The organism is Gemmobacter sp. 24YEA27 (assembly GCF_030052995.1).
Taxonomy (GTDB): domain Bacteria; phylum Pseudomonadota; class Alphaproteobacteria; order Rhodobacterales; family Rhodobacteraceae; genus Pseudogemmobacter.
Genome location: NZ_JASJPW010000001.1, coordinates 2,813,492 through 2,834,789, shown reverse-complemented (window position 1 = coordinate 2,834,789; position 21,298 = coordinate 2,813,492). Strand labels below are relative to the sequence as shown.

Below are 21,298 nucleotides of genomic sequence, written 5' to 3'. Positions count from 1 at the left end.
GCTTTCGGGTGCTATTTCCGACCGGATCAAGGCGCAGAATGATGCCGACCGGCAGGCCCGCAACGCGCGGCGCTGGAAGGCAGAGCGCGACCCCCCGAGTATGAGGCACAGAAGGACCGCCAGCGCCGCGAGTATCAGGCGCGGGTGGGTGCTGTCCGGTCCTATGAGAAGATCGCCGCCACCAGCGCGGAAGAACATGCGGAACAGGCCAAGGCCCGTGATGCAGACCGCCAGCGCGGGAAATACGCCGCCATGTCACCAGACCAGCGGCGGGCAAAATCTGACGGCATCGCGGATAAGGCATGGCTCACACGCCACCGCAATAATGGCATGGCCGAGGGCGAGTTAATGGCGGCTCTGGCCGTCAGGGTTCAGGAACGCGATGTGAAACGGGCCGAGAAAGCGCGGGCCCAGGCAGAGGAACAGGCGCTGCGGGATGATCCGCGCAACATCTTCGGGTGACGTGAACCTTAGCCAAATAGCTAAACAGCTATCGCTCACCATTATCGCATTGATAAGCCTCGGATAGTTCCGGGGCTTCTTCATTTTAAGAAAGCGCCCCATGGTTCATGGACCCTGCTGCCTCGCGCGAAACCTCACGAAATCCAAAACTTCTATCGCCTCTGTCAGGTGTGGGGCGCGAATCTGCGATAGGTCTAGGACATGGTCACCGTGTTGCTGCGGCCCAGATATTGCGGGGCCTGTGTGATAGGGATGCCGTTTGATACCATCGTCGCAGCGGCGCTATGGCGGGTGGTGTGAGGGTGGCACGTTCTTGAGGGCGGCATACCGCATGGCGCCCTCAAAGCGGTGCCGGCTCAGGAAGGAACCTTGTCGGATCTTCTGCCGGAGCCGGGCGGCCCGACAATGTCGAGCGCGACCCTTGCAAGTTTCCGGGAAGGCACTCTGGTCATATATGCGCTGATCATGGCGGACCTGCGCGCAGGAAGGTTGTTGCGCGCCTTCAGCCTTCGGACCACGGCTCGCTAATCGTTCGCAAGTTTCAATGCGCGAAATCGGCCTGTTCTACGAACATATTGCCCCAGGCGCGGTCGATCAGTTCGGGGCTCATCTGGTTCGGGATACCTTCGAACTGGCACATCGAGATCATCTGATCGATCAGGAAGGTCGGCTGATAATTCGCGAAGTTCATGTCGATGGTCGGATATTTGACCTTGAGGAGATACATCAGCGCTTTTTCATCCAGCGGCATTTTCTTTTTGCGAGCGACCATCGCGAAGATCTTCAGGAACATCTCCTGGCTCGGGCCATTGATGATGATCTTGAAAAAGATCCGCCGCAGAGCCGCGCCATCGAAGATCTGGTTGGGGTGGAAGTTGGTCGAAAAGATCACCAGCGTGTCGAAGGGCACGGTAAATTTCTCACCCGATTGCAACGCGAGAATATCGCGGCTTTCCTCCAGCGGCACGATCCAGCGGTTGACGATCTTTTGTGGCGGCTCGGCCTGGCGGCCAAGGTCGTCGATGATGAAAATGCCGCCAGTGGCCTTCAGTTGCAAAGGGGCCTGATAGGTGCGCGACACCGGATTATAGGCGAGGTCGAGCATATCAAGCGACAGCTCACCTCCGGTGATCACCGAAGGGCGCTCGCAATAGACATAGCGGTTGTCGAAACGGTTCGAGGTGCGGCGCAGGCTGTTCGGGTCGTCGACCGCGGCCTCGGCTGCGGCATGGACGATCGGGTCATAGACCGAGATCACCTGGCCGGAATATTCGATCGCACGCGGCACATAGACCTTGTCGCCAATCGCTTTGCGGATCCCGTGCGAGATCGAAGATTTGCCATTGCCGGGCGGGCCATACATCAGGATCGAGCGGCCCGAAGTCACGGCCGGGCCCAGATTGCCGATCAGGTCCGGGGGCAGGATCAGCCCTCCCATACCGGCCATCAGCTGGTCACGGTTGAGCGAGATATTGCGGATCGACTGGCGTTTGATCTGTTCGCCATATTGATCCAGCGGCACCGGCACCGCACCATAATATTCCGACTGGGCGAGTGCATCCAGCGCGCGTGCCTTGCCGGCATCGGTCAGCTGATAGCCCATCTCATTGCCGGCATTGGCATGCATGGTTCCTGTCGCCTCCAGAAGGCGCTGGCTGCGGGCGAGATCGATCAGCTCCTGGGTCAGCGGCACCGGCAGCGAGATCGCCTGACTGATCCTCGAACAGAGATCAAGATTGGTGCGGAACATGGTCTTCAGGAGGATGTCGCGCAGCATAACGATGCCAATGCCGGTATCGGCCAGCGAGCGCGGCGAAGGCGGTGCCTGGACGCCGGAGGTGATACCATCTGGATTGGTCAGCTGCACATTCATCTTCCGCGCCCCTGTCTGTCTCTGTCTCACAGCCGGTCTGCGCCTTTGGCACTGCCGGAAAAGCAAAGGGCCGCCCCGGAGAGAGCGGCCCGTTATCGCAGCAGTTTGCAGGGAATAATGTCAGCCTTTGGGCAGGAAGGCGGCGAGAAGATACAAAATCAGCATCAGCGCCAGCGCGAGCCCCATTGGGAATTTCTTCGAGGACCAGCTGACCCAGTCGGGCGAGGCGCGCCGCACCAGGGGGATCATCCGCGCGATACGCTGGCCCAGAAGGGCGGCGATCGAGCAGCCCGCATAGAGCATCGCGATGAGCCAGGGGTCGCCGCCGGAAAACACTCCGGCCATTGCGGCGCCGAATTTGGCATCCCCGGCGCCGAAAAGGCCGACGGCATTGCCGAAAAAGCCGAAGACCAGCACGATGGCCATGATCGCCCAGCCCCAGAGCCAGCTGTGCAGCCCAAGCGCCGGCCAGCCGACCACCGCATAGGCCGCAATCATCGCCAGACAGGCATTGTTGCGGATCTTCATATATTTCAGGTCGGTGTAAGAGACCCAGAGCGCAATCGGCAGGCAGAAGGGCAGGAACCACAGGGCCTGGGTGATGGTCGGTGTTGTCATGGCTCAGTTGGTCACATTGTTGTCGAGGGCGGCAAGACTGCGCGCTGCGGCCTCGAAATGTTGCGGATGGGTGTCGACAGCCTGCTGCAAGAGACCCTTGCCGACCGAGACATCGCCTTGTTTGATCGCGGCCAGCGCCATGGTGTAGAGCAGCTCGGCCCGTTCGGTCTGGGTCATCTCGATCACCGGCAGGTCGTATTTGCGCTGTGCGGCGCGCGACATGACGAGGTTATTCTTGGCGGTGAACATGGTCGGATCATAGGTCAGCGCCTGGCTGAACAACCGCTCGGCACCGCCAAAATCCTTGCGGGTCAGTTTCGAGAAACCCCAGTTATTGTAGATGCCCGAGGGTTTCGTGGTCAGACCAGCCGCGATTTCGTAGAAACTGTCGGCCTTTTTCCAGTTCTTGTCGCTGTCGGCGACCATCGCCTCCAGCCGGTAGCGGTCAAAGGTCTCATGGGTCGGCGGAATGGTCGCGAGCGTGGCCTTGGCTCTGGCCCATTCATTGGAGCGGATCTGCGCGTCTGCGAGCATCACCTTGTCTTCGGGATTATTGCCTTCCATGGTGACGATCCGTTCCAGCACCTTGGCGGCTTCCATCGGCTTGCCGGCGCGCACCAGCGATTTGCCTAGACCGCGCATCAGATCGATCCGGCCCGGATCCTTTTGCAGGGCGCCCTGGAAATAGGCCACGGCCTCATTGGGATCGCCGACCGTGAGCATGATGTCGTTGAGGTTCGCTTCATCAATGACATTGACGTCTTTGAGCGCGCGCTGAACCTGCGCGTCGGAATTCTTCTGGCATCCGGCAAGAAAAACTGCGCCCCCGAGGCACAGTGTCACAAAAACCAGGTGGCGCATTTTGCGTCCTTTTATCTTTTACTGCCCAATTCAGGCCTGGTTCCAGCCTTTGCCCGACGCCTCAGAGCTCTGTCAGAAGGACATATTGCCCCTTCTCGCGGCGCACGAGCTGGAATTCGCCCTTTTCCTCACTGGCATCATCATATACGCGGTTTTCGGTTCGGGCGATAGCGAGTTTCAGATTGTCGCGTATCGAGTCCGATTGGCCACTGTCCAGCGCATAGGCCTGCTGGAAGACAAGCCGCGCTTCGCCGAGCTTGCCGCGCTCCATCAGCACGACGCCCAGGTTGTTCAGGGCAGGGACAAAGGTCTCATCCTGTTTCAGCGCATTGCGCAGCACCTGTTCGGCCTGGCCCAGTCGCCCAAGCGCCAGATTGGCCGATCCGATGGCGGAAAGCGTATCGACGCTGATCCCGTCTTCGGCGGCGGCGCGGTAATAGGCTTTCAGCGCCAGCTCCGGCTCGCCCGCCGCCATCAGACGATGTCCGACAATCAACGCGTCAACCGCCGCGCCTTTTGGATTAACCCCGAAAGGCGTGTTTCGCGACGCAGCAGGGCCGCCCGTATTGCCACAGGCGGCCAGCAGGGTCGCGACCAGCAAAACACTGACCGCAAATCTCAAACCAACACGCTCAATCCCGACCTCACTTGCCGCCCATTTGCCCCAGCATGGTCACGATGCCCCAGACCGACGGTCCGATCAGGATAATCAGCAGCGGCGGAACTGTGAACATCATAGTTCCCAAAGTGAGCTTCGTGGGCAGCATATTTGCCTTTTCTTCGGCCCGCATCACACGCTTGTCCCGCATATCGGCGGAATAGACACGCAGGGCCTCGGCAACGGGCGTCCCGAAGGTCGCCGACTGCACCAATGTGGTCACGAAAGAGGCAACATCCGGGATGCCGACCCGGTCCGACATATCGCGCAACACCTGCGTGCGTTCCTTGCCGGCCTTGACCTCCTGGGCGACGAGGTCGAATTCATCGGCGAGGGCAGGGTAGCCGGCGCGGCTTTCGCGGCCGACGCGGATGATCGACTGGTCAAGTGACTGGCCGGCCTCGACGCAGACCAGCATCATGTCCAGAGCATCAGGAAAGCCCTGGATGATCTCGGTCTGGCGCTTGCCGACCCGCTTTTCGACCCAGTAGACCGGCAGGTAATAGCCAAGCACCCCGGGCAGCGCGCCATATATCAGCAAGGTGGTGGTCGAGGTTTCATCAGTCGCATTGGTCAGTGCATAGATCACGCCCAGCACCAGGCCGCAAAGACCAAGCACCATTTTTGCGGCGTGGAACAGGCGCACCGCGCCCTTATCGGGATAACCCGCCCGCATCAGTTTCAGCCGCAGCGCGGAGAGTTCTTCGGCCTTTTGCGGCTCCAGCAGATGGGCGTATTTCTCAAGCCGGTCGCCCGCACTCATGCGGCGCAGGCGGCTTGATTTGCCAGCGTCGGCAGCCGCGCCCCGGATTCCCGCCTGGACGCCGAGTTCGGCGAAGCGGTCGCGCTGTTTTTTCATCATCGTCGGCAGGGCGATCAGCACCAGCACGATCCCGAGCCCGGCGATTGCGATCAGCGGCCCCAGCGGCCCAAGCAGTCCGGTCAGCACAGAGTTGATGGAGTCGAACATGATCGTGCCTCAGACCTTGATGTTGACCATGATCTTCATGAAGATCACGTTGATGATGAGGAAGGCGCAGACCACGAGGGCGGCGGGAACGAAGACCGGAGTTCCCATCACACCGTCATAGTAATTCGGCTGGATCACGTTGATCATGATCAGCGCGAGGATCGGGAAGGCCGAAAGGAACATGCCCGACCATTTCGCCTCGGCGGTGATGGCACGCACCTTGCGGAACAGCTTGAACCGCGCCCGCACCACTTTCGACAATCCGTCGAGAATCTCGGCCAGGTTGCCGCCTGATTGCTGCTGAATGGTCACCGCGACGGCGAGGAAGCGCAGATCCTGGCTGTCCATACGTTCGGCAAAGCTCTTCAGGCTCTCGGATATATCCGCACCATAAGCGGCCTCGTCAGCGATCACCCCGAATTCGGTGCCAAGCGGGTCGGGGACCTCTTTCGAGACGATATTGACTGCCGCCGAGAACGGGTGACCGACACGCAGAGACCGCACCATCAGGTCGATCGCATCCGGAAGCTGCTCTTCCATCAGGTTCATCCGCTTTTTGGCCTTGCCATTGACCCAGACATAGATGCCCCCCACGCCCATGCCGATGGCGGCAAGGATCCGGACCCCGAATTCGGCCGAGGTGCCGATGGTCAGCAGCAGGAAGGCGACGACCCCAAGCGCGCCCATCAGCCCGATCAGCTGCACCGGCGAGAAGGCAATATTCGCACGCTGCGCCTTTTTGGCCAGGATCGAGTAAAGCGGGATATTCCTCGAGTTCAGGTGCTGGTTCATCTCCTTGCGGAGCTGGGCGAGCACCTCTTCACGGTTCCCGTTCTTCTGAAGCAGCGTCAGCCGGCGCGAGATGCGACTGTTCAGCTTGATCGATTTGCCGAAGACCGTGAGGTAGATCCCCTCGACCAGCACAATGACGGCAACGAAGATCATTACATAGATGAGGGGCGCAATCGAAATGGTCATGGCCTGGCCTTACGCGATGGGTTCGTAAATGGATGCGGGCAGATCGAAGCCCCAGGATCGGAACCGATCCGAATGGGCCGATCGGATGCCGGTGGCGTTGAAACGGCCGATGATCTTGCCCGAAGGCTCGACGCCGAGGCGTTCAAACCGGAAGATTTCCTGCATCGAGAGCACTTCGCCCTCCATGCCGGTGATCTCGGTGATCGAGGTCATGCGGCGCGAGCCGTCCTGCAGACGCGAGGCCTGGACGATCACGTTCACCGCCGATGCGATCTGGCTGCGCACTGCCTTCAGCGGCATCTCGATCCCGGCCATGGCGACCATGTTTTCCAGACGCGAGATACCGTCGCGCGGGTTGTTGGCGTGGATCGTGGTCATGGATCCGTCATGGCCCGTATTCATCGCCTGGAGCATGTCGATGACCTCTTCGCCGCGGGTTTCGCCCACGATGATCCGGTCAGGCCGCATCCGGAGCGCGTTCCTCAGACAATCGCGCTGCGTCACGGCACCCTTGCCTTCGACATTGGCGGGGCGGCTTTCCATCCGGCCGACATGGACCTGTTGCAGCTGAAGTTCCGCCGTATCCTCGATCGTCAGCACGCGTTCGGTATTGTCGATGAACGAGGACAGCGCGTTGAGCGTGGTGGTTTTCCCCGAACCCGTACCGCCCGAGACGATGATATTCAGCCGCGTCGACACGGCCGCCTGAAGATAGGCGGCCATTTCCTCGGTAAAGGCACCAAAGCGCACGAGATCTTCGATCTTCAGCTTTTCTTTCTTGAATTTCCGGATCGAAACCAGCGAGCCGTCCACCGCAACCGGCGGCACCATACAGTTGAACCGCGATCCATCCAGCAGGCGCGCGTCGCAATAGGGGTTCGATTCATCGACGCGCCGGCCCACGGCGGACACGATCTTGTCGATGATCCGCATCAGATGGCGTTCATCCCGGAAGGTGATGTCCGACAGTTCCAGCTTGCCGCCACGTTCGACGAAAACCCGGAAGGGGCCGTTCACGAGAATATCGTTGACGGTCTCGTCTTTCAGCAAGGGCTCCAGCGGACCAAGCCCCATAACCTCGTCATAAAGCTCCTGCACCAGAATGGCGCGGTCACTGGCGTTCAGCGCGACGGAAAGCTCATCCAGCGCCTCGGAGGTCTGGGTCGAGATCTCTGATTTCAGGCTTTGCTCGGAGGCATGTTCCAGCGCCGAGAGGTTCAGGTTTTCCAGCAGCCGTTTGTGGATCTCAAGCTTGAGCTCCATCATCCGGTGGCGGCGTTTGGCTTCCTTATCGACCTGTGCGGCCTCGGCCGGCGAGGCTTTCCCGCCCATCATGGAGGTCGGGCGTGTCACCTTGACGGGGCTCGCGGCGGTCGCCGCGGCGGGCGCCCTGTCCGCCGGACCGGCAGGCGCGGCAGGCTTACCCTGGGCAGCATCTTTTTTGAAACGGCTGAACATAACTGCGTGCCTTTGGGAAAGAATTACGACCGGGCGCTGACCTGGGCCTTGCTGAGCTCGAACAGCGATTTCGCGAGCTTTTGCAGTTCCTTGCGCAGCGGGTTCTTGGCAGAGCTTTCGGACAGCGGCAGGCCGTGATCATTGGCCTGCGTCACCGCAGTCCCGCCATCGGGAAGCTGAACCTCGATCTGGATATCAAGGCTTTCCGACATCCGCTTGACCCGCGCCTTGGCGGAAAGGTCGGTAAATTTCGGCGCCTTGTTCAGCACATAGCGCAGTTTCTCATGCGGCAGCGCCTCGGCTTTCAGCGCGCGCACAAAGCGCAAAACGTTCTGCGCCGAGCGCAGATCGAGATCGAGCAGCGCGAAATAGATATGGGCGCGCGACAGCACGGCTTCGGTCCAGGTCACAACCGTTTTCGGCATGTCGATCAGCACGAAATCGAAATTCGCCACGGCCATATCGATCAGCCGACCGAGATCCTCGCCCGAGATGATATCCAGCGGCAGCATTTCTGCAGGTGCAGTAAAGACGCAGAGCCGCTCGTTGAAGGTCTGCATCGACTTGATCAGCAGATCGCTGTCGACCTGGCCCGGATCGGTGAGGATCTCAAAGATCGCATCCTTTCGTGGCAGGTCGAGATAGGTCGCGATCGAGCCATATTGAAAATCGAGATCCATAAGGCAGACGCGCGGTGGGTTCACCTTATCGGCATTGGCCAGCTCCCAAGCGAGGTTTGCCGCGAAGGTGGACGACCCCGAACCACCGGCCATGCCATGGATCGGCAGCACGAGGCCGTTGCGATTGCCACTGGCGCGGAAAGCGGGCGTATTGCTCGTATCCTCCACCAGAACCAGCGCATTTGCGGTTGCGGCAGGCGGGGCCGGATGGGGGGTGGCAGCCTGTGCGGCAGCAGCATTTGCCGTGGCGGCGGCTTCGGCGGTGGCAGCCGCGCGAAGGCGGCTGATCGCATCATGAAGCGCGCCTTCAGGAAGCGGGTAGGGCACAAAGTCATCGGCGCCGAGACGCATCAGCTGATGCAATCCCGTCGGGCTGAGCTGGTTCGCGACAAGGATGACATGGGTCCTCGTGGCCCGCGCCGCCCGGATCACGCCGGAGATCAGCGAGAGATCGCCCTCGTCATCAGCATCCAGCGCGATTGCAATAAATTCCAGTTCGGACGCTTCAGGCTGGTCCAGAAAGACCAGTGCGTCATCGAAGCTCAGGTCGCCCCAGGCTTCGCCCATTTCCCGCTCCATCTCATCGATGAGCATCTCGAAGTTCTGCACATCGCGCGAAACAGTGCACGCCGCAATCGGTGCAGGATCTGGCTGGATTGTTGCCACGCTCGTCATCTCGCCTCACGTTTTTCTGCCCTGCGTCACGGGGGAATCGCGGGCCAGGTTTTGGCCAGACGCAGAAAGCCCCAAAGACGCTGCGCGCGGAATTGGCCGCACACCGTTCTCATTGCAGCAATTTGCCTGGCGAGTTGGGCGAGATTGGGGCCGAAATAGCGTCAATCTTTGGTCATTCGCAGTCTGCAAAGGCAAAAGGCCGGGCATAAGCCCGGCCTTTGCAATCCTGAGGAGAACCGATCTCAGTCGCCGGAACCTGCCACTTCCGAAACGGTCCCGGTCGTACCGCCATGATCGCGCGCCGCCGATTCCCGCGAATAGGTGCGCCAGACGATCTCGGCATATTTGCCGTTCAGCACCATAGGGTTCGATTTCACAAAGCCCGACACCTCGGTGACCGTGCGGCGGTTGCGTTCTTCCGGCGCATTGGTCTGGATCAGTGGCCGCGTTTTGCCAAAGCTGACCACGGCCTGGAGGCGTGATTTCGACACGCCGCGCGAGACGAGATAGGCCACGACCGCATTGGCGCGCTGCTGGCCGAGCTTTTTATTGTAGCCCTGGCTGCCGACCAGATCGGTATGGCCAAAGACCTTGAAGCGCACTTCGGGGAACTGACGGATAAAATTCGCCTGCCTGTCGAGGATTGACGTCGCTTCCCGCGTCAGTTGTGCCGAGTTGAAGGCAAAGGTCACGGTATCGGGGACTTCGGCGGCAAAGCGCTGTGCCAGGGCAATGGTATAATCCATCTGACCGGTCTGGATCAGTGCATTATGCATGGTCGAATTGCCGAAACTGCCGGTATCGACCTGGGCGCCAAGCTCGCGGTTGGCACTGGCGCCACAGGCGGCCAGCGACAACACGCAGACAGAGGCGAGAAGCGTGGAGGGGGTCATGCGCATCTGCTCACTCCATCACATAGCCGTAGGAGGATGAGAAGTCCTGACGGGCAACTTCACCGGCGGCGCCCCTGGCGGGCTTAGCCATATCGCCGTAGAGGAACATTTCGCTCTCGGTCGGGATACGGACACGGTCGGTCGGCAGGGCAAGTGCCTCGCCTCTCACCGGCGACACAAGATGCGGCGTGACGATAATCACCAGTTCCGACTGGTTGCGCATGAAATCCGTCGACCGGAACAGGGCACCAAGGATGGGAACATCGCCGATCCACGGAACCTGGCTGGCCGAGTTGCGGAAGTCATCCTGCAAGAGGCCCGCGATGGCAAAGCTGTCACCGTCGCGCATTTCCACAGTGGTCGTGGTCTCGCGGCGTTTGAAGCCGTTGATCTGGCTGCCGGCACCGGTCGGAACGGAAACCGAGGTGTCGATCGAACTGACAGCCGCGTTGATCTGCAGGTTGATGATGTCGCCATCCACCACATAGGGGGTGAAGTTCAGTTCGACACCAAAGGGTTTATATTCGACGGTGATCGAGTTGCCACCAGTTCCGCTGCCATTCTGCATGACTGGAATCGGATATTCGCCACCGGCGAGGAAACGGGCTTCCTGGCCAGACAATGCCGTCAGGTTCGGTTCCGCAAGCGTGCGGACCATGCCCTTGGATTCCAGCGCCTCAAGCAAGACACCAAGCTGGAAGGAGCCCGAGGAGAAACCAAGGCCGAGTGCACCCTGGGCTGCTGTGGTCACAAGACCGCCGCCGATAATGTTATTAACATTACCGTTGCTGCCCGAGATGGTCCCTCCGGTCCAGTTCCCGCTGTTGCCACCGGTGGCCATAGATGCCGAAATCCCTTTCGAGACCGAGCGCTGCATCTCGGCGAAGCGTACTTTCAGCATGACCTGCTGCGTGCCGCCGACGACCATCAGGTTCGAGACCCGGTCCGGCGCATAGCGCTTGGCCAGATCCAGCGCGCGGTCAAGCCGGGCGGCCGAGCTGATGGTGCCCGAGAGCACGATCCCGTCATTGGCGGTCCGCACCTCGATTTTCTCGTTTGGCAGGATCTGCGCCAGGCGCTCTTTGAACTCGGCGATATCGGGGGTGACATGCACATCCACATTCGAGATGAGCTTGCCCTCAGCCGACAGCAGGGTGAGCGTGGTGCGCCCGGGTGCTTTGCCAAGAACATAAATTGTACGGTCGGAAATCGTCGAGATATCGGCAATTCCCGGATTGGCAATCGAGAGCTCCGCAAAGGGAACATCACTTTCGACAACGACCGCGCGGTTCATCGGCACATTCAACGCGCCTGATGCCTGACCGGACATCACACGCAACACTTCAGCGGAAACCGGAACGACCGACACCGCGACTGCCAGGCCGAAAATACCGGCCGCAACTTTGGTCTTAATGCTCATGTGATCTGCCCTTTCGACCACGCCTCGTTATGTGGGTCTTTGCGCCCTTACATCGTCCTAAAGTGCCGGAAGATGGATTTTTTTGCAATAATCAAACTCTTGGAGCGTTTTTCTTATGTGGATAACCTGCAACAGACGGGCAGTTCCAGGTACACAGCAGTAAGGTATCCCCCAGATGCGGTATGGCTGAGGCCGCGCATTCGCGCGGCCCTGGTGGAGTTTTCAGGTCAGTTGGTCGCGCAGGGGATCTCTTCCCTGACAACTTCCGTTCCCTTGCGGGTGGTGCGGTAGCAAGGTTGCGCGGTTTCGACGACCTGCTGGGCCTCGATGCCCAGAAGCTGGTCGCGGTTGATTTCAACCTTTGCGGCATCTGAGGCGGCGGGTCCGCTGACCACCGACATGGTCAGACGTCCGGAGGCCTGTGCCTGTGCCAGACGGGCGACCTGCTCACGCGAGACTGCGACCGTGATGGTTCTGGCCGTGCCAGAGCGGGCTTCTGACTGATCGATGGCGGAATCCACCGCGATCACGCGCATGGCGCTTTCGATCAGCTGGGTGATTTCGCCCGAGCCGCTGGCGCCGGTCCAGTAGATGTCGATCAGATCTTCGGGCATCACAAAGCCCGCCACACCGGAGGCGGAGCTCACGCGCACCTGGAAGGCGCTCATTCCCGGGGCAAGCTTGCCTGCGAGACCCGCGACCTGGCCGGGTTCGGTCAGGCGGCTGCTCAGCAGAATTTCATTGGTTTCCATCGAGCGCATTGCAAAGCGTGGCTTGCTGGCGTCAGGCGGGAAAAGAACATCGCCATCGGTATATGCCGCCGGCGGCATGAGCTTTTCCTGGACCCAGACCAGCTGGACATTGTTTTTCAGGATGCCATCGCCATATTTCACCGGCTTTTTCAGCGCGAAGACCTGAACCAGCTTGCCGGTCTGACGCTCGCGCTCCAGAGCCGCATTCATCCTGATCTCGTTATTCTGAATATAGCCCTGCGCCATGTAGACGGCGAAGCCTGCAAGGGCGACCCCGACAATAAGGACGAGACCAAAGATCGCTCTCATAATTACCTCTCATACTGTACGTGACTGGCAGGGTTCCGGCCCGGGATCAGCGCCGCCATGGGGCCCGGGCGACCGGTCTCACCCGTTCTCGAGATTGTTGGAGGCCTGCATGACATCGCCGACGATGCCCATCGTCTCTCCGATGGTGACCATCAGATTGACAAGGCCTTCGCGCGCGGGTGCAAAAAGAATGACCATGTTCAATCCGACGATCGCAGCTGTCAGAACAACCCAGTCTACGGTTATTGCGCCGCTTTCATCTTTGACGAAGCCCGAAACTGCCCTGCGCAAGATACGTCTCCTCGGTTGGCTGACGACCAGGTTCTCTGGCCGCTTTGAGTGAGAGTTATGGTGCCCGAATGCGGCAAAATCGGGGAAACACTAAGGGAATGCGTGGCCGGGCCGGGGCGTGAAGGGGCCATGAGAGTCGTGCTGCGGGAAAGGTCGCGAAGCGGTCGGGCATCGGATGGTGCAGGCCGTGCCACGGGACGCTGCGGCCAGGTCCGGACGCGGCGGGCATCTGTCGGCTATATCTGATCCTGAGGCAGATCCGTGTCTCCGGCCTTGTGGCCAGGAGGAATTCGGCTTGTATCATGCCGGATGATCTGCGGAAGCCGGAGGTTGCGCCATGTCTCGCCCCGGGGCGAGACTGATCCTCGCCGAACCGGCGGCTAACGTAATTCGACCGCGCCCCGGATGGGAGCGCGGCCGTATTTCCGTGATCAGACGATCATGCCCAGAGGCAGATTACTCACGCAGCTTAGTGCCCTGGGTCGACAGCCAGGTTCCGGTATCAGTAACTTCGGTGGCGATCTGTGCGCCGAGGCCCGAGATCGCCGGACGGATGGCGCTCATCACGAGCAGGCCGAGGCCGACGATAGCAGCGGTCAGCACAACCCAGTCAACGGTGACTGCGCCGTCTTCGTCTTTGATGAAATTCATAGCGTTCATTGGTCTGTCCCTTTCAAAAGGTGCTCAGCTTTTCTGTTCATCTCCGCCACGGTGTCTGTCGGTCGGCCTCTGTTCCGGTCCGTCTCTTCCGTTCGGGATGAGTGCATATAGCCCCCTGATCGTGGCAGCTTTTGGATGAGGAGAGGGCATTTTCGCAGCAACCTCAAAGACCTGGTTAATATCGCATTAACGTGATGTTTTTTGTGATCTTTAAACTTCTGGTTTCGTCGAACTAGATCAGTTTCCACCGGGAAACTGCGTTGCATTTCGATCAATTGGGGCGGATTTGCCTTTTTTCACCTGCTTTTCCGCTTTGCCAGAACCGCGATCTCTGCGATTCTTCCGAAAAATAAGAAAAGCAGGCATCCGAAATGACGCGTCTCGTCTCAGGCACCCTGGCGGTGATTCTGGTTTTGCTGGCGATTCCCGGCACCGGGCACGCCGAGCAGGAGGATTTCACCTTCCGGCGGGTGAAAGTCGGCGACACGCTGCCCGGCAAGCGGATCACGGTGCAGATCGACCCGGTGGAACAGGCGCGCCGCCTGGCGGCGACCGCGTGGAAAGATCCGGCATTGCAACATGAAGAGCGCCCGCTGGCCCCGGTTGAGCAGGGCAAAGACGGCGATGTCACGCCCGGGCCCGGCCCGAAATCGAATTACGCCTGGTACTGGGATGTGATCCCGACGGATATCAACAGCTCTGCCGGGCGATTCCCTGACGCGATGGCGGCCCTGACCAAAGGACCGGGGGGGCCTCGGTGAAGGCGCCCCGGATGCAGTCGATGCAGACCATTGCCGAAACCTATGGCCGCGACATCCTGATCGCGACGGTCGGGACCGATGTCTCACCCGCGCTGGTGCTGGCGGTGATGGGGATCGAAAGCGCCGGGCGCAAGGATGCGGTCTCTTCTGCGGGGGCGGTGGGGCTGATGCAGCTGATCCCCGCGACCGCCACGCGCTTTGGTGTCACCGATTCCACCGATCCGGCGCAGAACATCAAGGGCGGTGTCGCCTATCTCGACTGGCTGCTCGATGAATTCAACAATGACCCGCTGATGGCGCTGGCGGCCTATAATGCGGGCGAGGGGGCGGTGCGCAAGAATGGCGGCGTGCCGCCCTATGCCGAGACCCGCGACTATGTGCCCAAGGTGCTTGCGGCCTGGCAGGTGGCGCAGGGCCTCTGCCAGACCCCGCCGGAACTGGTCACCGATCCTTGCGTTTTCCGCGTTTTGTCGGCGACGGGGGGCTGAGGGACGGGCGCTGAGCTTCAGACGACGAAGAGATCGGCCCATTCCGGATGCCGCCGACGCTGCGCGTCAACAAAGCTGCAAAGCGGCATGATGCGGTAGGTGTTCGCCTTTGCATCGGCGATCAGCGCCTCGACCAGGGCCTTGCCGGCGCCGGTGCCGCGAAAGGCATCCGGCACACCGGTATGATCGGCAGAGACCAGGTCAAGCGCGCGGCGGGTAAAGGTCAGCTCTGCCACATCGCCATCCTTATAGATGACAAATCGGCCGCCCTGGCCGGAGAGCTCTTTCTGAATGCTGAAATCGGCCATAGCGCAGTGCTTCCTTTTGGGTCTCGCGTCCTGATCTCAGGCAGATAAAGGTATGGCGGCGCGCGCTGTCAATCTGCGGCGCGGAGATTTTGCGGTCAGGCGGAGAAGCAGTGCCGGATGCGACAACAGCGGGGCTGTCGAATCGCGTCCACCCGTGTATTGAGGCGCGACCGGCTCCGTTTGGGCCCGGGCGGACGTGGCGAAACTGGTATACGCAGCAGACTTTGACAATTGGAGTGCCCGTGGGGAAACCTGCGGTGCAGAACCGCTCAAATTCGGGGAAAGCTAAGGGGGCAGGCCGTGAGGCAGGGTCCTACGCCAATCCCGAGCCAAGCCCCGGCGCGACTATGCCGGGGAAGGTGTAGAGACTGGACGGGTGGTGCCTGTAGCCTTCGGAAAGCCCTTTGCGGGTGACCCGGCGGCCATGGCAAAGGGACAGTCCAGCCCACGAACGCCGGGAAACCGGCGGCGGCGAAAGCCGAAGTGGGATGAAAATCTGCCTTCCGAAAGGAATTACGGGTTCGAGACCCGTCGTCCGCACCACACTTAAAAAGCAATAAGCACCCGCGGTTGTTTTTTTTAAAAAATCAATGCTTTTATTTTTTCATGCATATTTTTGATTGCCTGAAATGTGCAAAATGAGGCATCCATTGACGCACAGATAACGCACTGTGCGTTATCATGGCATCGATCAGAAAATATAAAGACAAATGGCGGGCCCAGATAAACCGCCTCGGCGTGCGCCGGGCGCTTGCCCAACCCGAAACCGACAACTATCTATGCTCTGCCCCCTGGAAACTGGACCGTCTTAAGCTTGAGTTTTCGGCTAGTTTTCCCTGGCTGGGAGAGGAGCTGAAGACGATGAAGGCATCGAAGTTCACGGAAGCGCAGAAGGCGTTCATTCTGAAGCAGGGCGAGGAAGGCACGCCTGTTGCCGAGATCTGCCGCAAGGCGGGGATCAGCCAGGCCACATACTTCAACTGGAAGAAGCGTTATGGCGGGTTGCTTCCCGATGAGATGCGGCGGTTGAAGGCGCTTGAGGACGAGAATGCACGGCTGAAGAAGATCGTGGCGGACCTGACGCTCGACCGCGAGATGCTGCAGGACGTCATCCGCCGAAAGCTCTGAGGCCTGTCCAGACGCGCAAGCTTGTTGACGGGCTTCTGGTTGACTGGGATGTCTCGATCCGACGGGCCTGCCAGGCGCAGCGGTTCGACACTTCGAGCTACCATTACAAATCCCGTCGCACCGTGCAGGCCGGCCTCGAACTGCGGATCCGCGAGATCTGCGAAACGAGTGTGCGCTATGGCTACCGGCGCATCCATGTGCTGCTGCGGCGGGAGGGCTGGCAGGTGAACATCAAGAAGACACGCAGGATTTACAATGAGCTGGGCCTGCAGCTGCGCAACAGGCATCCGAAGCGCCGGGTGAAGGCGAGGCTGCGCGAGGACCGACAGGAGGCCTCCGGACCGAACGAGGTCTGGGCGATGGATTTTGTCCATGACCAGCTCGCCCTGGGCAAGAAACTGCGGATCCTGACCATCGTGGATACGCTGGCCGCCTGCCTCGCCCGGCATCCGTGGATTATTGAACAGTGGGGGATCGATCACAGCGCACGGTGTTTGCCGGCAGGTGCGAGCCACTGATGCGCGACAGCTGGATGTGGGAGGGTGATGCATGATCACGCATCTTTCGATCCCCGCGGTGATCCGCTGGCGTGGGACTTAACCATGGATGTGATGACCTGGCGGGCGTCCGCCTTCGGAATGCCGAGGTCAGCAGCCAGCCTCACCAGCTTGATGACCTCGCCAGAAAAAAGAAGCTGCCCGGCGATGTCAGCAGGTTCGCGGCAACGGCGTTGCGGAAGCGGGTCGCGGGCGGGATCGACATGGCTGCTCCGGGAAAAGGTTCCCGGCCTTTGATCTGGCCGTGCGAGGTCCAACTGTGGGGGGACGGATCACCCGCCGCCCCGGTCGGGGTGAAAACCCCGATGGTCACCTGGCAGGACGCCACCGGGGCAAGTTGGCGCGGGGCAGGCATGCCAATCCCGCCTGCGAAACTGGTCAGCTCATCCCGAGCCCGGCAGGTAGCGGCGGTGGTGATTGATTCTGCCGAACACCCGGTTCCGGCCTGCGCTTGGGTCTCAGGCGCGCAGTGCCGGTCCGGGGGCGAGTGTTGTATCCTCGAGCGGCAGCGCCTGGCCTCAATCCACTCGATGTGAAAGCGTGATCAGCGGCAGCGCGATGCAAAGGCAGCACCTCGTGCCCGGCGCTTTGCTGATACGAGGCTGAGGTCGCGCGATGGCGTTCTCTTCAGGTCGGGCCCCTTGGCGGGCTTCTGCGCTGAGGTTGTCGAACTGCAAGCTGATAGAGGCGCCATTGTCCGGTTCGGGTTATTCGTGCGCTAAACCCGGTAGCGGCGTCGGATCATGACCTGCTGCCCTTGAAGCCCGGTTTACAGGGGCGAAGCGCATCCGCCTATAGTCTGTGCCCATGGCCTTGTGCCAGTGTCACTCTCTGCCATAGCAGACAGATGTCCGAGCAGGTGGGCGGCGGGGATAGGTCTCAGGCCTGTCTGACACACCTGAATAGCGCCCGGAGCAAACGCTCTTGGGCGTTTTCCTTTCTGCGGGGGGCCATGGGCAAATTGAAGCTGGCGCCGTCGCGCTTCGCGGCAGCCCCCGTCGGCTCGGGTCGGTTCCTCCGTCAGAGGCCGAGCGCTCCTGGCTGCGCCGCATCCAATCCCGGTGGCGCAACTGGTACAACACGGCGCAATGGAAGGATCGTAGACCGGTCCGTTCAGGGGCGGGCCAGCCAGGATGATGACATGAGCTCTTCAGAGCCTCGTTTGGGGCCCAAGTGCATCTGCCGCGATGGGCCGGCGGCAGAATAAGAACGGCCGGCGGAGGAGGGGTCCTCTGCCGGCCGGGTAATATCGGGCGTCAGCCCTGTGATCAGTTTTCGCGGCTCATGCGCTTGCGCTCATGCGGATCGAGATAGCGCTTGCGGATCCGGATGATCTTCGGCGTCACCTCGACCAGCTCATCGTCCTGGATATAGGCGATGCTTTCTTCGAGGCTCATCCGCACCGGCGTCGTCAGGCGCACGGCCTCATCCGTGCCGGAGGCGCGGACGTTGGTCAGCTGTTTGCCGCGGATCGGGTTGATTTCAAGATCATTGTCGCGATTGTGTTCGCCAAGGATCATGCCCTGATAAACCGCTTCCTGCGCGCCGATGAAGAAATGGCCACGATCTTCCAGCTTCCACAGCGCGTAAGACACCGAGACGCCGTTCTCCATCGAGATCAGCACGCCCTGGCGACGGCCCTGGATCGGGCCCTTATGCGGCACCCAGCCGTGGAAGATGCGGTTCAGCACGCCCGAGCCGCGCGTATCGGTCAGGAACTGGCCCTGATAGCCGATCAGCCCGCGCGACGGCACATGCGCGATGATCCGGGTCTTGCCAACGCCTGCCGGCTTCATCTCGACCAGATCGCCTTTGCGCTCGCCGGTCAGCTTTTCGATCACAACGCCGGAATATTCATCATCGACATCGACGATGACTTCCTCGATCGGCTCCATCCGGACGCCGTTCTCTTCCTTGAAAATCACGCGCGGGCGCGAGATCGAGAGCTCAAAGCCTTCGCGGCGCATGTTCTCGATCAGAACGCCCATCTGCAATTCGCCCCGGCCCGAGACCTCGAAAGCGTCGCCGCCTGCAGTGTCGGCGATCTTGATCGCGACGTTTTGTTCGGCTTCTTTCATCAGACGGTCGCGGATCACGCGGCTTTGCACCTTGGTGCCGTCTTTGCCCGCAAGGGGTGAGTCGTTGATGCCGAAGGTCACGGTGATGGTCGGCGGATCAATCGGCTGCGCGGGCAGCGCGGTGTCGATTTCCAGCGCGCAGAGCGTGTCGGCCACGGTCGGTTTGGTCATGCCGGCAAGCGTGACGATATCGCCTGCGACGGCCTCGTCAATCGGGGTCTGGGCGATGCCGCGGAAGGCGAGGATCTTGGTAACGCGGAACTGTTCGATCCGCTCGCCGTCGCGGGTCAGCGCCTTGAGCGAAGCACCGGCCTGGATGGTGCCCGATTCCACGCGACCGGTCAGCAGACGGCCAAGGAAAGGGTCAGCCGAAAGCGTGGTCGCGAGCATCGAGAAGGGCTCGTTGACCTTGGCGATCTGCTTCGGCGCAGGGACGTGTTTCACCACCAGCTCGAAAAGCGCGGTCAGATCCTTGCGCGGACCATCGAGCGAATCATCGGCCCAGCCAGAGCGTCCCGAAGCATAAAGATGTGGAAAATCAAGCTGTTCGTCCGAGGCGCCAAGGTTGGCGAACAGATCGAACACCTCATTGAGCGCGCGCTCGGGTTCGGCATCGGGCTTGTCGACCTTATTGAGCACAACGATCGGGCGCAGGCCGAGCGCAAGGGCTTTCGAGGTCACGAATTTGGTCTGCGGCATCGGGCCTTCTGCGGCGTCAACCAGCAGGACCACACCATCGACCATGTTCAGGATCCGCTCCACCTCGCCGCCGAAATCAGCGTGGCCGGGGGTGTCGACGATATTGATGCGCAACCCGTTCCACTCGACCGAAGTGGCCTTGGCGAGAATGGTGATGCCGCGTTCGCGTTCGATGTCATTGCTGTCCATCACGCGCTCGGTCGTGGCCTGGCCTTCGCGGTAGGTGCCCGACTGTTTCAGAAGTTCGTCGACCAGGGTGGTCTTGCCGTGGTCAACGTGGGCGATGATCGCGATGTTGCGAAGGTCCATTAAGCTCTACCTGTTTGCTGCGGTGCCGCAAATACAGGAGAAATCCGGGTTTGGAAATGCGGTTTCGTGCAGAGCTGCCGTTGAGGGGCAGATCACTATCTGTCGGGTACGGTAAAAAGGCAATCCGGGCGGCCCTGAAGCTGCTTTGCTGGTGTCAGGGTGTGGCGCGCTTCTGGCGGTATCTGTACCGGCCTGCGCGCTGCATCGACCAGGGGTTTGCGGTTCTGGCGGTGGCGCTGCACCAGCATCCGCGCCTTGTGGCCGGTCAGGAAGGGGCGGGCAGGCCTGGGGCGCCGGGGCGGAGGCCGGGAAACAATGCCAGGATTTCCTGCAGGGCGGCGACGGGCAAGGCCTTTGTCGCTTCCGTCCCGAGATAGAGGCTTTCGGCTTCCGCGCCGTTTGAGAACAGAAACTCATGCTGATCGAACATCAGATGCAGATAGGTGACCGGACCGGTCCCGGCGGCCACCGAAATCCGTCCTGGCCGATCAGGCGGGTTGCGGCGATCAGCATTTCCTCTGCGCCAAACATCCGCGCGGCGATTTTCGAGCGCAGAAGCACGCGATGCTGCGGGGAAAGCCGAAGCTCCGCCAGGGGCACGCCCGGCCCGAGTGCCCGGGGGCGATGACGACCGGGCGCAGAGCAGGGGCGCGGCGCAGATCTGCCTCGGTCAGGGTGACGGTGCCGATCCAGCGCAATACCTGGGGGCCATGATCCCGGGTCATGACCAGGCTTCCGGCCCGCAGGTCATCGATCGGGAGGTCACCTTCGGGCGTGCGGATCAGGGTGCCGGAAACAAAGCAGGGAATCGAAGAGAATGGCAGGGCGAATTCATTTGGCTCCCACAACCAGCTGGTTGCTGTAAGCATGCCGGGATAGGCCGCAGAGACCTTGCCATCCGCATCGACCGGAAGGGCGATCGCCAGCGACTCGCCTTCGCTGCTCTGGCCGTAGAACGTCACCAGATTTTGTGTGGCACCGGCAATCACGCGCTGTCACCGTTATAAACGGCGTAGATCCGATAAGTGGTTCCTGCCACAGTAAAAGAGTCGCTTTCATCAGAGCTGATAATCTGGCTTTCATCGCCATCGGTCAGCTCTGCGCTGAGCAACCAGGGGAGAGATCGATCCCATGTCCCTGCATATCCACGAAATCGTCCTGAGGTGACGCGCTCCAGTCATCGGGCCGGATCACCATGCCGGGTGACTGCACGCTGAAGGCGGGGTCGAGGGTCCAGACCTGAACCGTGATAGTTCTCATCCCGACCCTCCGTCCCGGTCAGCTTCAGCCACACCCAATCTGCGACATCAGCCTTAAGCCGCGGTTAGCATCCGGTGGGACAGGCGGGCTCCTGACCGAATAATGCCTCAAATGAGCCGCATCTCAGCAACCACCCGAAAGACAGCGGTGCG

At 60.8% G+C, this 21,298-nt stretch carries 19 protein-coding genes and 2 pseudogenes; 3 read left to right on the top strand and 18 right to left on the bottom strand.

The genetic code is table 11. The features are described from left to right. Positions 1–144 precede the first annotated feature (144 nt). Complete coding sequence (locus QNO18_RS14145) at positions 145–462, top strand: hypothetical protein (RefSeq protein ID WP_283178183.1); 318 nt, start codon at positions 145–147, stop codon at positions 460–462. A gap of 541 nt (positions 463–1,003) precedes the next feature. On the opposite strand, the gene QNO18_RS14140 is transcribed toward QNO18_RS14145, so the two are convergent. The 13 genes from QNO18_RS14140 to QNO18_RS14080 form a co-directional block, all read right to left on the bottom strand. Continuing rightward, positions 1,004–2,335, bottom strand: a complete 1,332-nt coding sequence (locus QNO18_RS14140) for an ATPase (protein ID WP_283178182.1) — start codon at positions 2,333–2,335, stop codon at positions 1,004–1,006. Between the two features lie 120 nt (positions 2,336–2,455). Beyond that, complete coding sequence (locus tag QNO18_RS14135; RefSeq protein ID WP_198837415.1) at positions 2,456–2,953, bottom strand: A24 family peptidase; 498 nt, start codon at positions 2,951–2,953, stop codon at positions 2,456–2,458. 3 nt (positions 2,954–2,956) lie between these two features. Then, positions 2,957–3,814 carry a tetratricopeptide repeat protein gene (locus tag QNO18_RS14130; RefSeq protein WP_283178181.1) on the bottom strand — a complete coding sequence of 286 codons (858 nt, stop codon included), beginning with the start codon at positions 3,812–3,814 and terminating at the stop codon, positions 2,957–2,959. A 61-nt stretch (positions 3,815–3,875) separates the two neighbouring features. Continuing rightward, on the bottom strand, positions 3,876–4,436 hold the full coding sequence (locus QNO18_RS14125; protein WP_283178180.1) for a tetratricopeptide repeat protein: 561 nt from the start codon (positions 4,434–4,436) through the stop codon (positions 3,876–3,878). Positions 4,437–4,458: 22 nt separating this feature from the next. Beyond that, positions 4,459–5,442: a type II secretion system F family protein gene (locus QNO18_RS14120; protein ID WP_283178179.1), complete on the bottom strand. Its 984-nt coding sequence runs from the start codon at positions 5,440–5,442 to the stop codon at positions 4,459–4,461. Positions 5,443–5,451: 9 nt separating this feature from the next. Next, on the bottom strand, positions 5,452–6,420 hold the full coding sequence (locus QNO18_RS14115) for a type II secretion system F family protein (RefSeq protein WP_283178178.1): 969 nt from the start codon (positions 6,418–6,420) through the stop codon (positions 5,452–5,454). 9 nt (positions 6,421–6,429) lie between these two features. Continuing rightward, on the bottom strand, positions 6,430–7,878 hold the full coding sequence (locus QNO18_RS14110; RefSeq protein ID WP_283178177.1) for a CpaF family protein: 1,449 nt from the start codon (positions 7,876–7,878) through the stop codon (positions 6,430–6,432). Between the two features lie 23 nt (positions 7,879–7,901). Next, positions 7,902–9,233: a pilus assembly protein CpaE gene (locus QNO18_RS14105; protein WP_283178176.1), complete on the bottom strand. Its 1,332-nt coding sequence runs from the start codon at positions 9,231–9,233 to the stop codon at positions 7,902–7,904. Positions 9,234–9,475: 242 nt separating this feature from the next. Continuing rightward, on the bottom strand, positions 9,476–10,132 hold the full coding sequence (locus QNO18_RS14100) for an OmpA family protein (RefSeq protein WP_283178175.1): 657 nt from the start codon (positions 10,130–10,132) through the stop codon (positions 9,476–9,478). A gap of 4 nt (positions 10,133–10,136) precedes the next feature. After that, positions 10,137–11,546 (bottom strand): type II and III secretion system protein family protein, encoded by a 1,410-nt coding sequence (locus QNO18_RS14095; protein ID WP_283178174.1) that lies wholly within the window; start codon positions 11,544–11,546, stop codon positions 10,137–10,139. Between the two features lie 227 nt (positions 11,547–11,773). Further along, on the bottom strand, positions 11,774–12,607 hold the full coding sequence (gene cpaB / locus QNO18_RS14090; RefSeq protein WP_283178173.1) for a Flp pilus assembly protein CpaB: 834 nt from the start codon (positions 12,605–12,607) through the stop codon (positions 11,774–11,776). A 78-nt stretch (positions 12,608–12,685) separates the two neighbouring features. Beyond that, the gene (locus tag QNO18_RS14085) at positions 12,686–12,898 is read right to left on the bottom strand and encodes a hypothetical protein (protein ID WP_283178172.1); all 213 of its coding nucleotides are present in this window, start codon (positions 12,896–12,898) and stop codon (positions 12,686–12,688) included. A gap of 456 nt (positions 12,899–13,354) precedes the next feature. Next, complete coding sequence (locus QNO18_RS14080; protein WP_283178171.1) at positions 13,355–13,558, bottom strand: hypothetical protein; 204 nt, start codon at positions 13,556–13,558, stop codon at positions 13,355–13,357. Positions 13,559–13,929: 371 nt separating this feature from the next. Here QNO18_RS14080 and QNO18_RS14075 point away from each other — a divergent pair. After that, a pseudogene (locus QNO18_RS14075) lies at positions 13,930–14,807 on the top strand (lytic transglycosylase domain-containing protein). A gap of 17 nt (positions 14,808–14,824) precedes the next feature. On the opposite strand, the gene QNO18_RS14070 reads toward QNO18_RS14075, so the two are convergent. After that, the gene (locus QNO18_RS14070) at positions 14,825–15,115 is read right to left on the bottom strand and encodes a GNAT family N-acetyltransferase (RefSeq protein ID WP_283178170.1); all 291 of its coding nucleotides are present in this window, start codon (positions 15,113–15,115) and stop codon (positions 14,825–14,827) included. A gap of 861 nt (positions 15,116–15,976) precedes the next feature. Between QNO18_RS14070 and QNO18_RS14065 the strand changes: the two are divergent. Continuing rightward, positions 15,977–16,668, top strand: a pseudogene (locus QNO18_RS14065) (transposase); the annotation flags it as partial. 1,400 nt (positions 16,669–18,068) lie between these two features. On the opposite strand, the gene typA reads toward QNO18_RS14065, so the two are convergent. The 4 genes from typA to QNO18_RS14045 form a co-directional block, all read right to left on the bottom strand. Beyond that, positions 18,069–19,886: a translational GTPase TypA gene (typA, locus tag QNO18_RS14060; protein ID WP_283178169.1), complete on the bottom strand. Its 1,818-nt coding sequence runs from the start codon at positions 19,884–19,886 to the stop codon at positions 18,069–18,071. Positions 19,887–20,151: 265 nt separating this feature from the next. Next, positions 20,152–20,355, bottom strand: coding sequence for a Hint domain-containing protein (locus QNO18_RS14055; protein ID WP_283178168.1), 204 nt, complete (start codon positions 20,353–20,355; stop codon positions 20,152–20,154). A 37-nt stretch (positions 20,356–20,392) separates the two neighbouring features. Further along, positions 20,393–20,875, bottom strand: coding sequence for a Hint domain-containing protein (locus QNO18_RS14050; RefSeq protein ID WP_283178167.1), 483 nt, complete (start codon positions 20,873–20,875; stop codon positions 20,393–20,395). A gap of 103 nt (positions 20,876–20,978) precedes the next feature. Next, positions 20,979–21,146, bottom strand: a complete 168-nt coding sequence (locus tag QNO18_RS14045; RefSeq protein ID WP_283178166.1) for a hypothetical protein — start codon at positions 21,144–21,146, stop codon at positions 20,979–20,981. Positions 21,147–21,298 lie beyond the last annotated feature (152 nt).

What these genes read in the sequence shown, in the direction of transcription:
- QNO18_RS14095 (WP_283178174.1), bottom strand. Translation starts at nt 11,546, where the DNA reads ATGAGCATTAAGACCAAAGTTGCGGCCGGTATTTTCGGCCTGGCAGTC.
- QNO18_RS14120 (WP_283178179.1), bottom strand. Translation starts at nt 5,442, where the DNA reads ATGTTCGACTCCATCAACTCTGTGCTGACCGGACTGCTTGGGCCGCTG.
- QNO18_RS14100 (WP_283178175.1), bottom strand. Translation starts at nt 10,132, where the DNA reads ATGCGCATGACCCCCTCCACGCTTCTCGCCTCTGTCTGCGTGTTGTCG.
- QNO18_RS14070 (WP_283178170.1), bottom strand. Translation starts at nt 15,115, where the DNA reads ATGGCCGATTTCAGCATTCAGAAAGAGCTCTCCGGCCAGGGCGGCCGA.
- QNO18_RS14045 (WP_283178166.1), bottom strand. Translation starts at nt 21,146, where the DNA reads ATGAGAACTATCACGGTTCAGGTCTGGACCCTCGACCCCGCCTTCAGC.
- QNO18_RS14130 (WP_283178181.1), bottom strand. Translation starts at nt 3,814, where the DNA reads ATGCGCCACCTGGTTTTTGTGACACTGTGCCTCGGGGGCGCAGTTTTT.
- QNO18_RS14140 (WP_283178182.1), bottom strand. Translation starts at nt 2,335, where the DNA reads ATGAATGTGCAGCTGACCAATCCAGATGGTATCACCTCCGGCGTCCAG.
- typA (WP_283178169.1), bottom strand. Translation starts at nt 19,886, where the DNA reads ATGGACCTTCGCAACATCGCGATCATCGCCCACGTTGACCACGGCAAG.
- QNO18_RS14110 (WP_283178177.1), bottom strand. Translation starts at nt 7,878, where the DNA reads ATGTTCAGCCGTTTCAAAAAAGATGCTGCCCAGGGTAAGCCTGCCGCG.
- cpaB (WP_283178173.1), bottom strand. Translation starts at nt 12,607, where the DNA reads ATGAGAGCGATCTTTGGTCTCGTCCTTATTGTCGGGGTCGCCCTTGCA.
- QNO18_RS14115 (WP_283178178.1), bottom strand. Translation starts at nt 6,420, where the DNA reads ATGACCATTTCGATTGCGCCCCTCATCTATGTAATGATCTTCGTTGCC.
- QNO18_RS14105 (WP_283178176.1), bottom strand. Translation starts at nt 9,233, where the DNA reads ATGACGAGCGTGGCAACAATCCAGCCAGATCCTGCACCGATTGCGGCG.
- QNO18_RS14080 (WP_283178171.1), bottom strand. Translation starts at nt 13,558, where the DNA reads ATGAACGCTATGAATTTCATCAAAGACGAAGACGGCGCAGTCACCGTT.
- QNO18_RS14135 (WP_198837415.1), bottom strand. Translation starts at nt 2,953, where the DNA reads ATGACAACACCGACCATCACCCAGGCCCTGTGGTTCCTGCCCTTCTGC.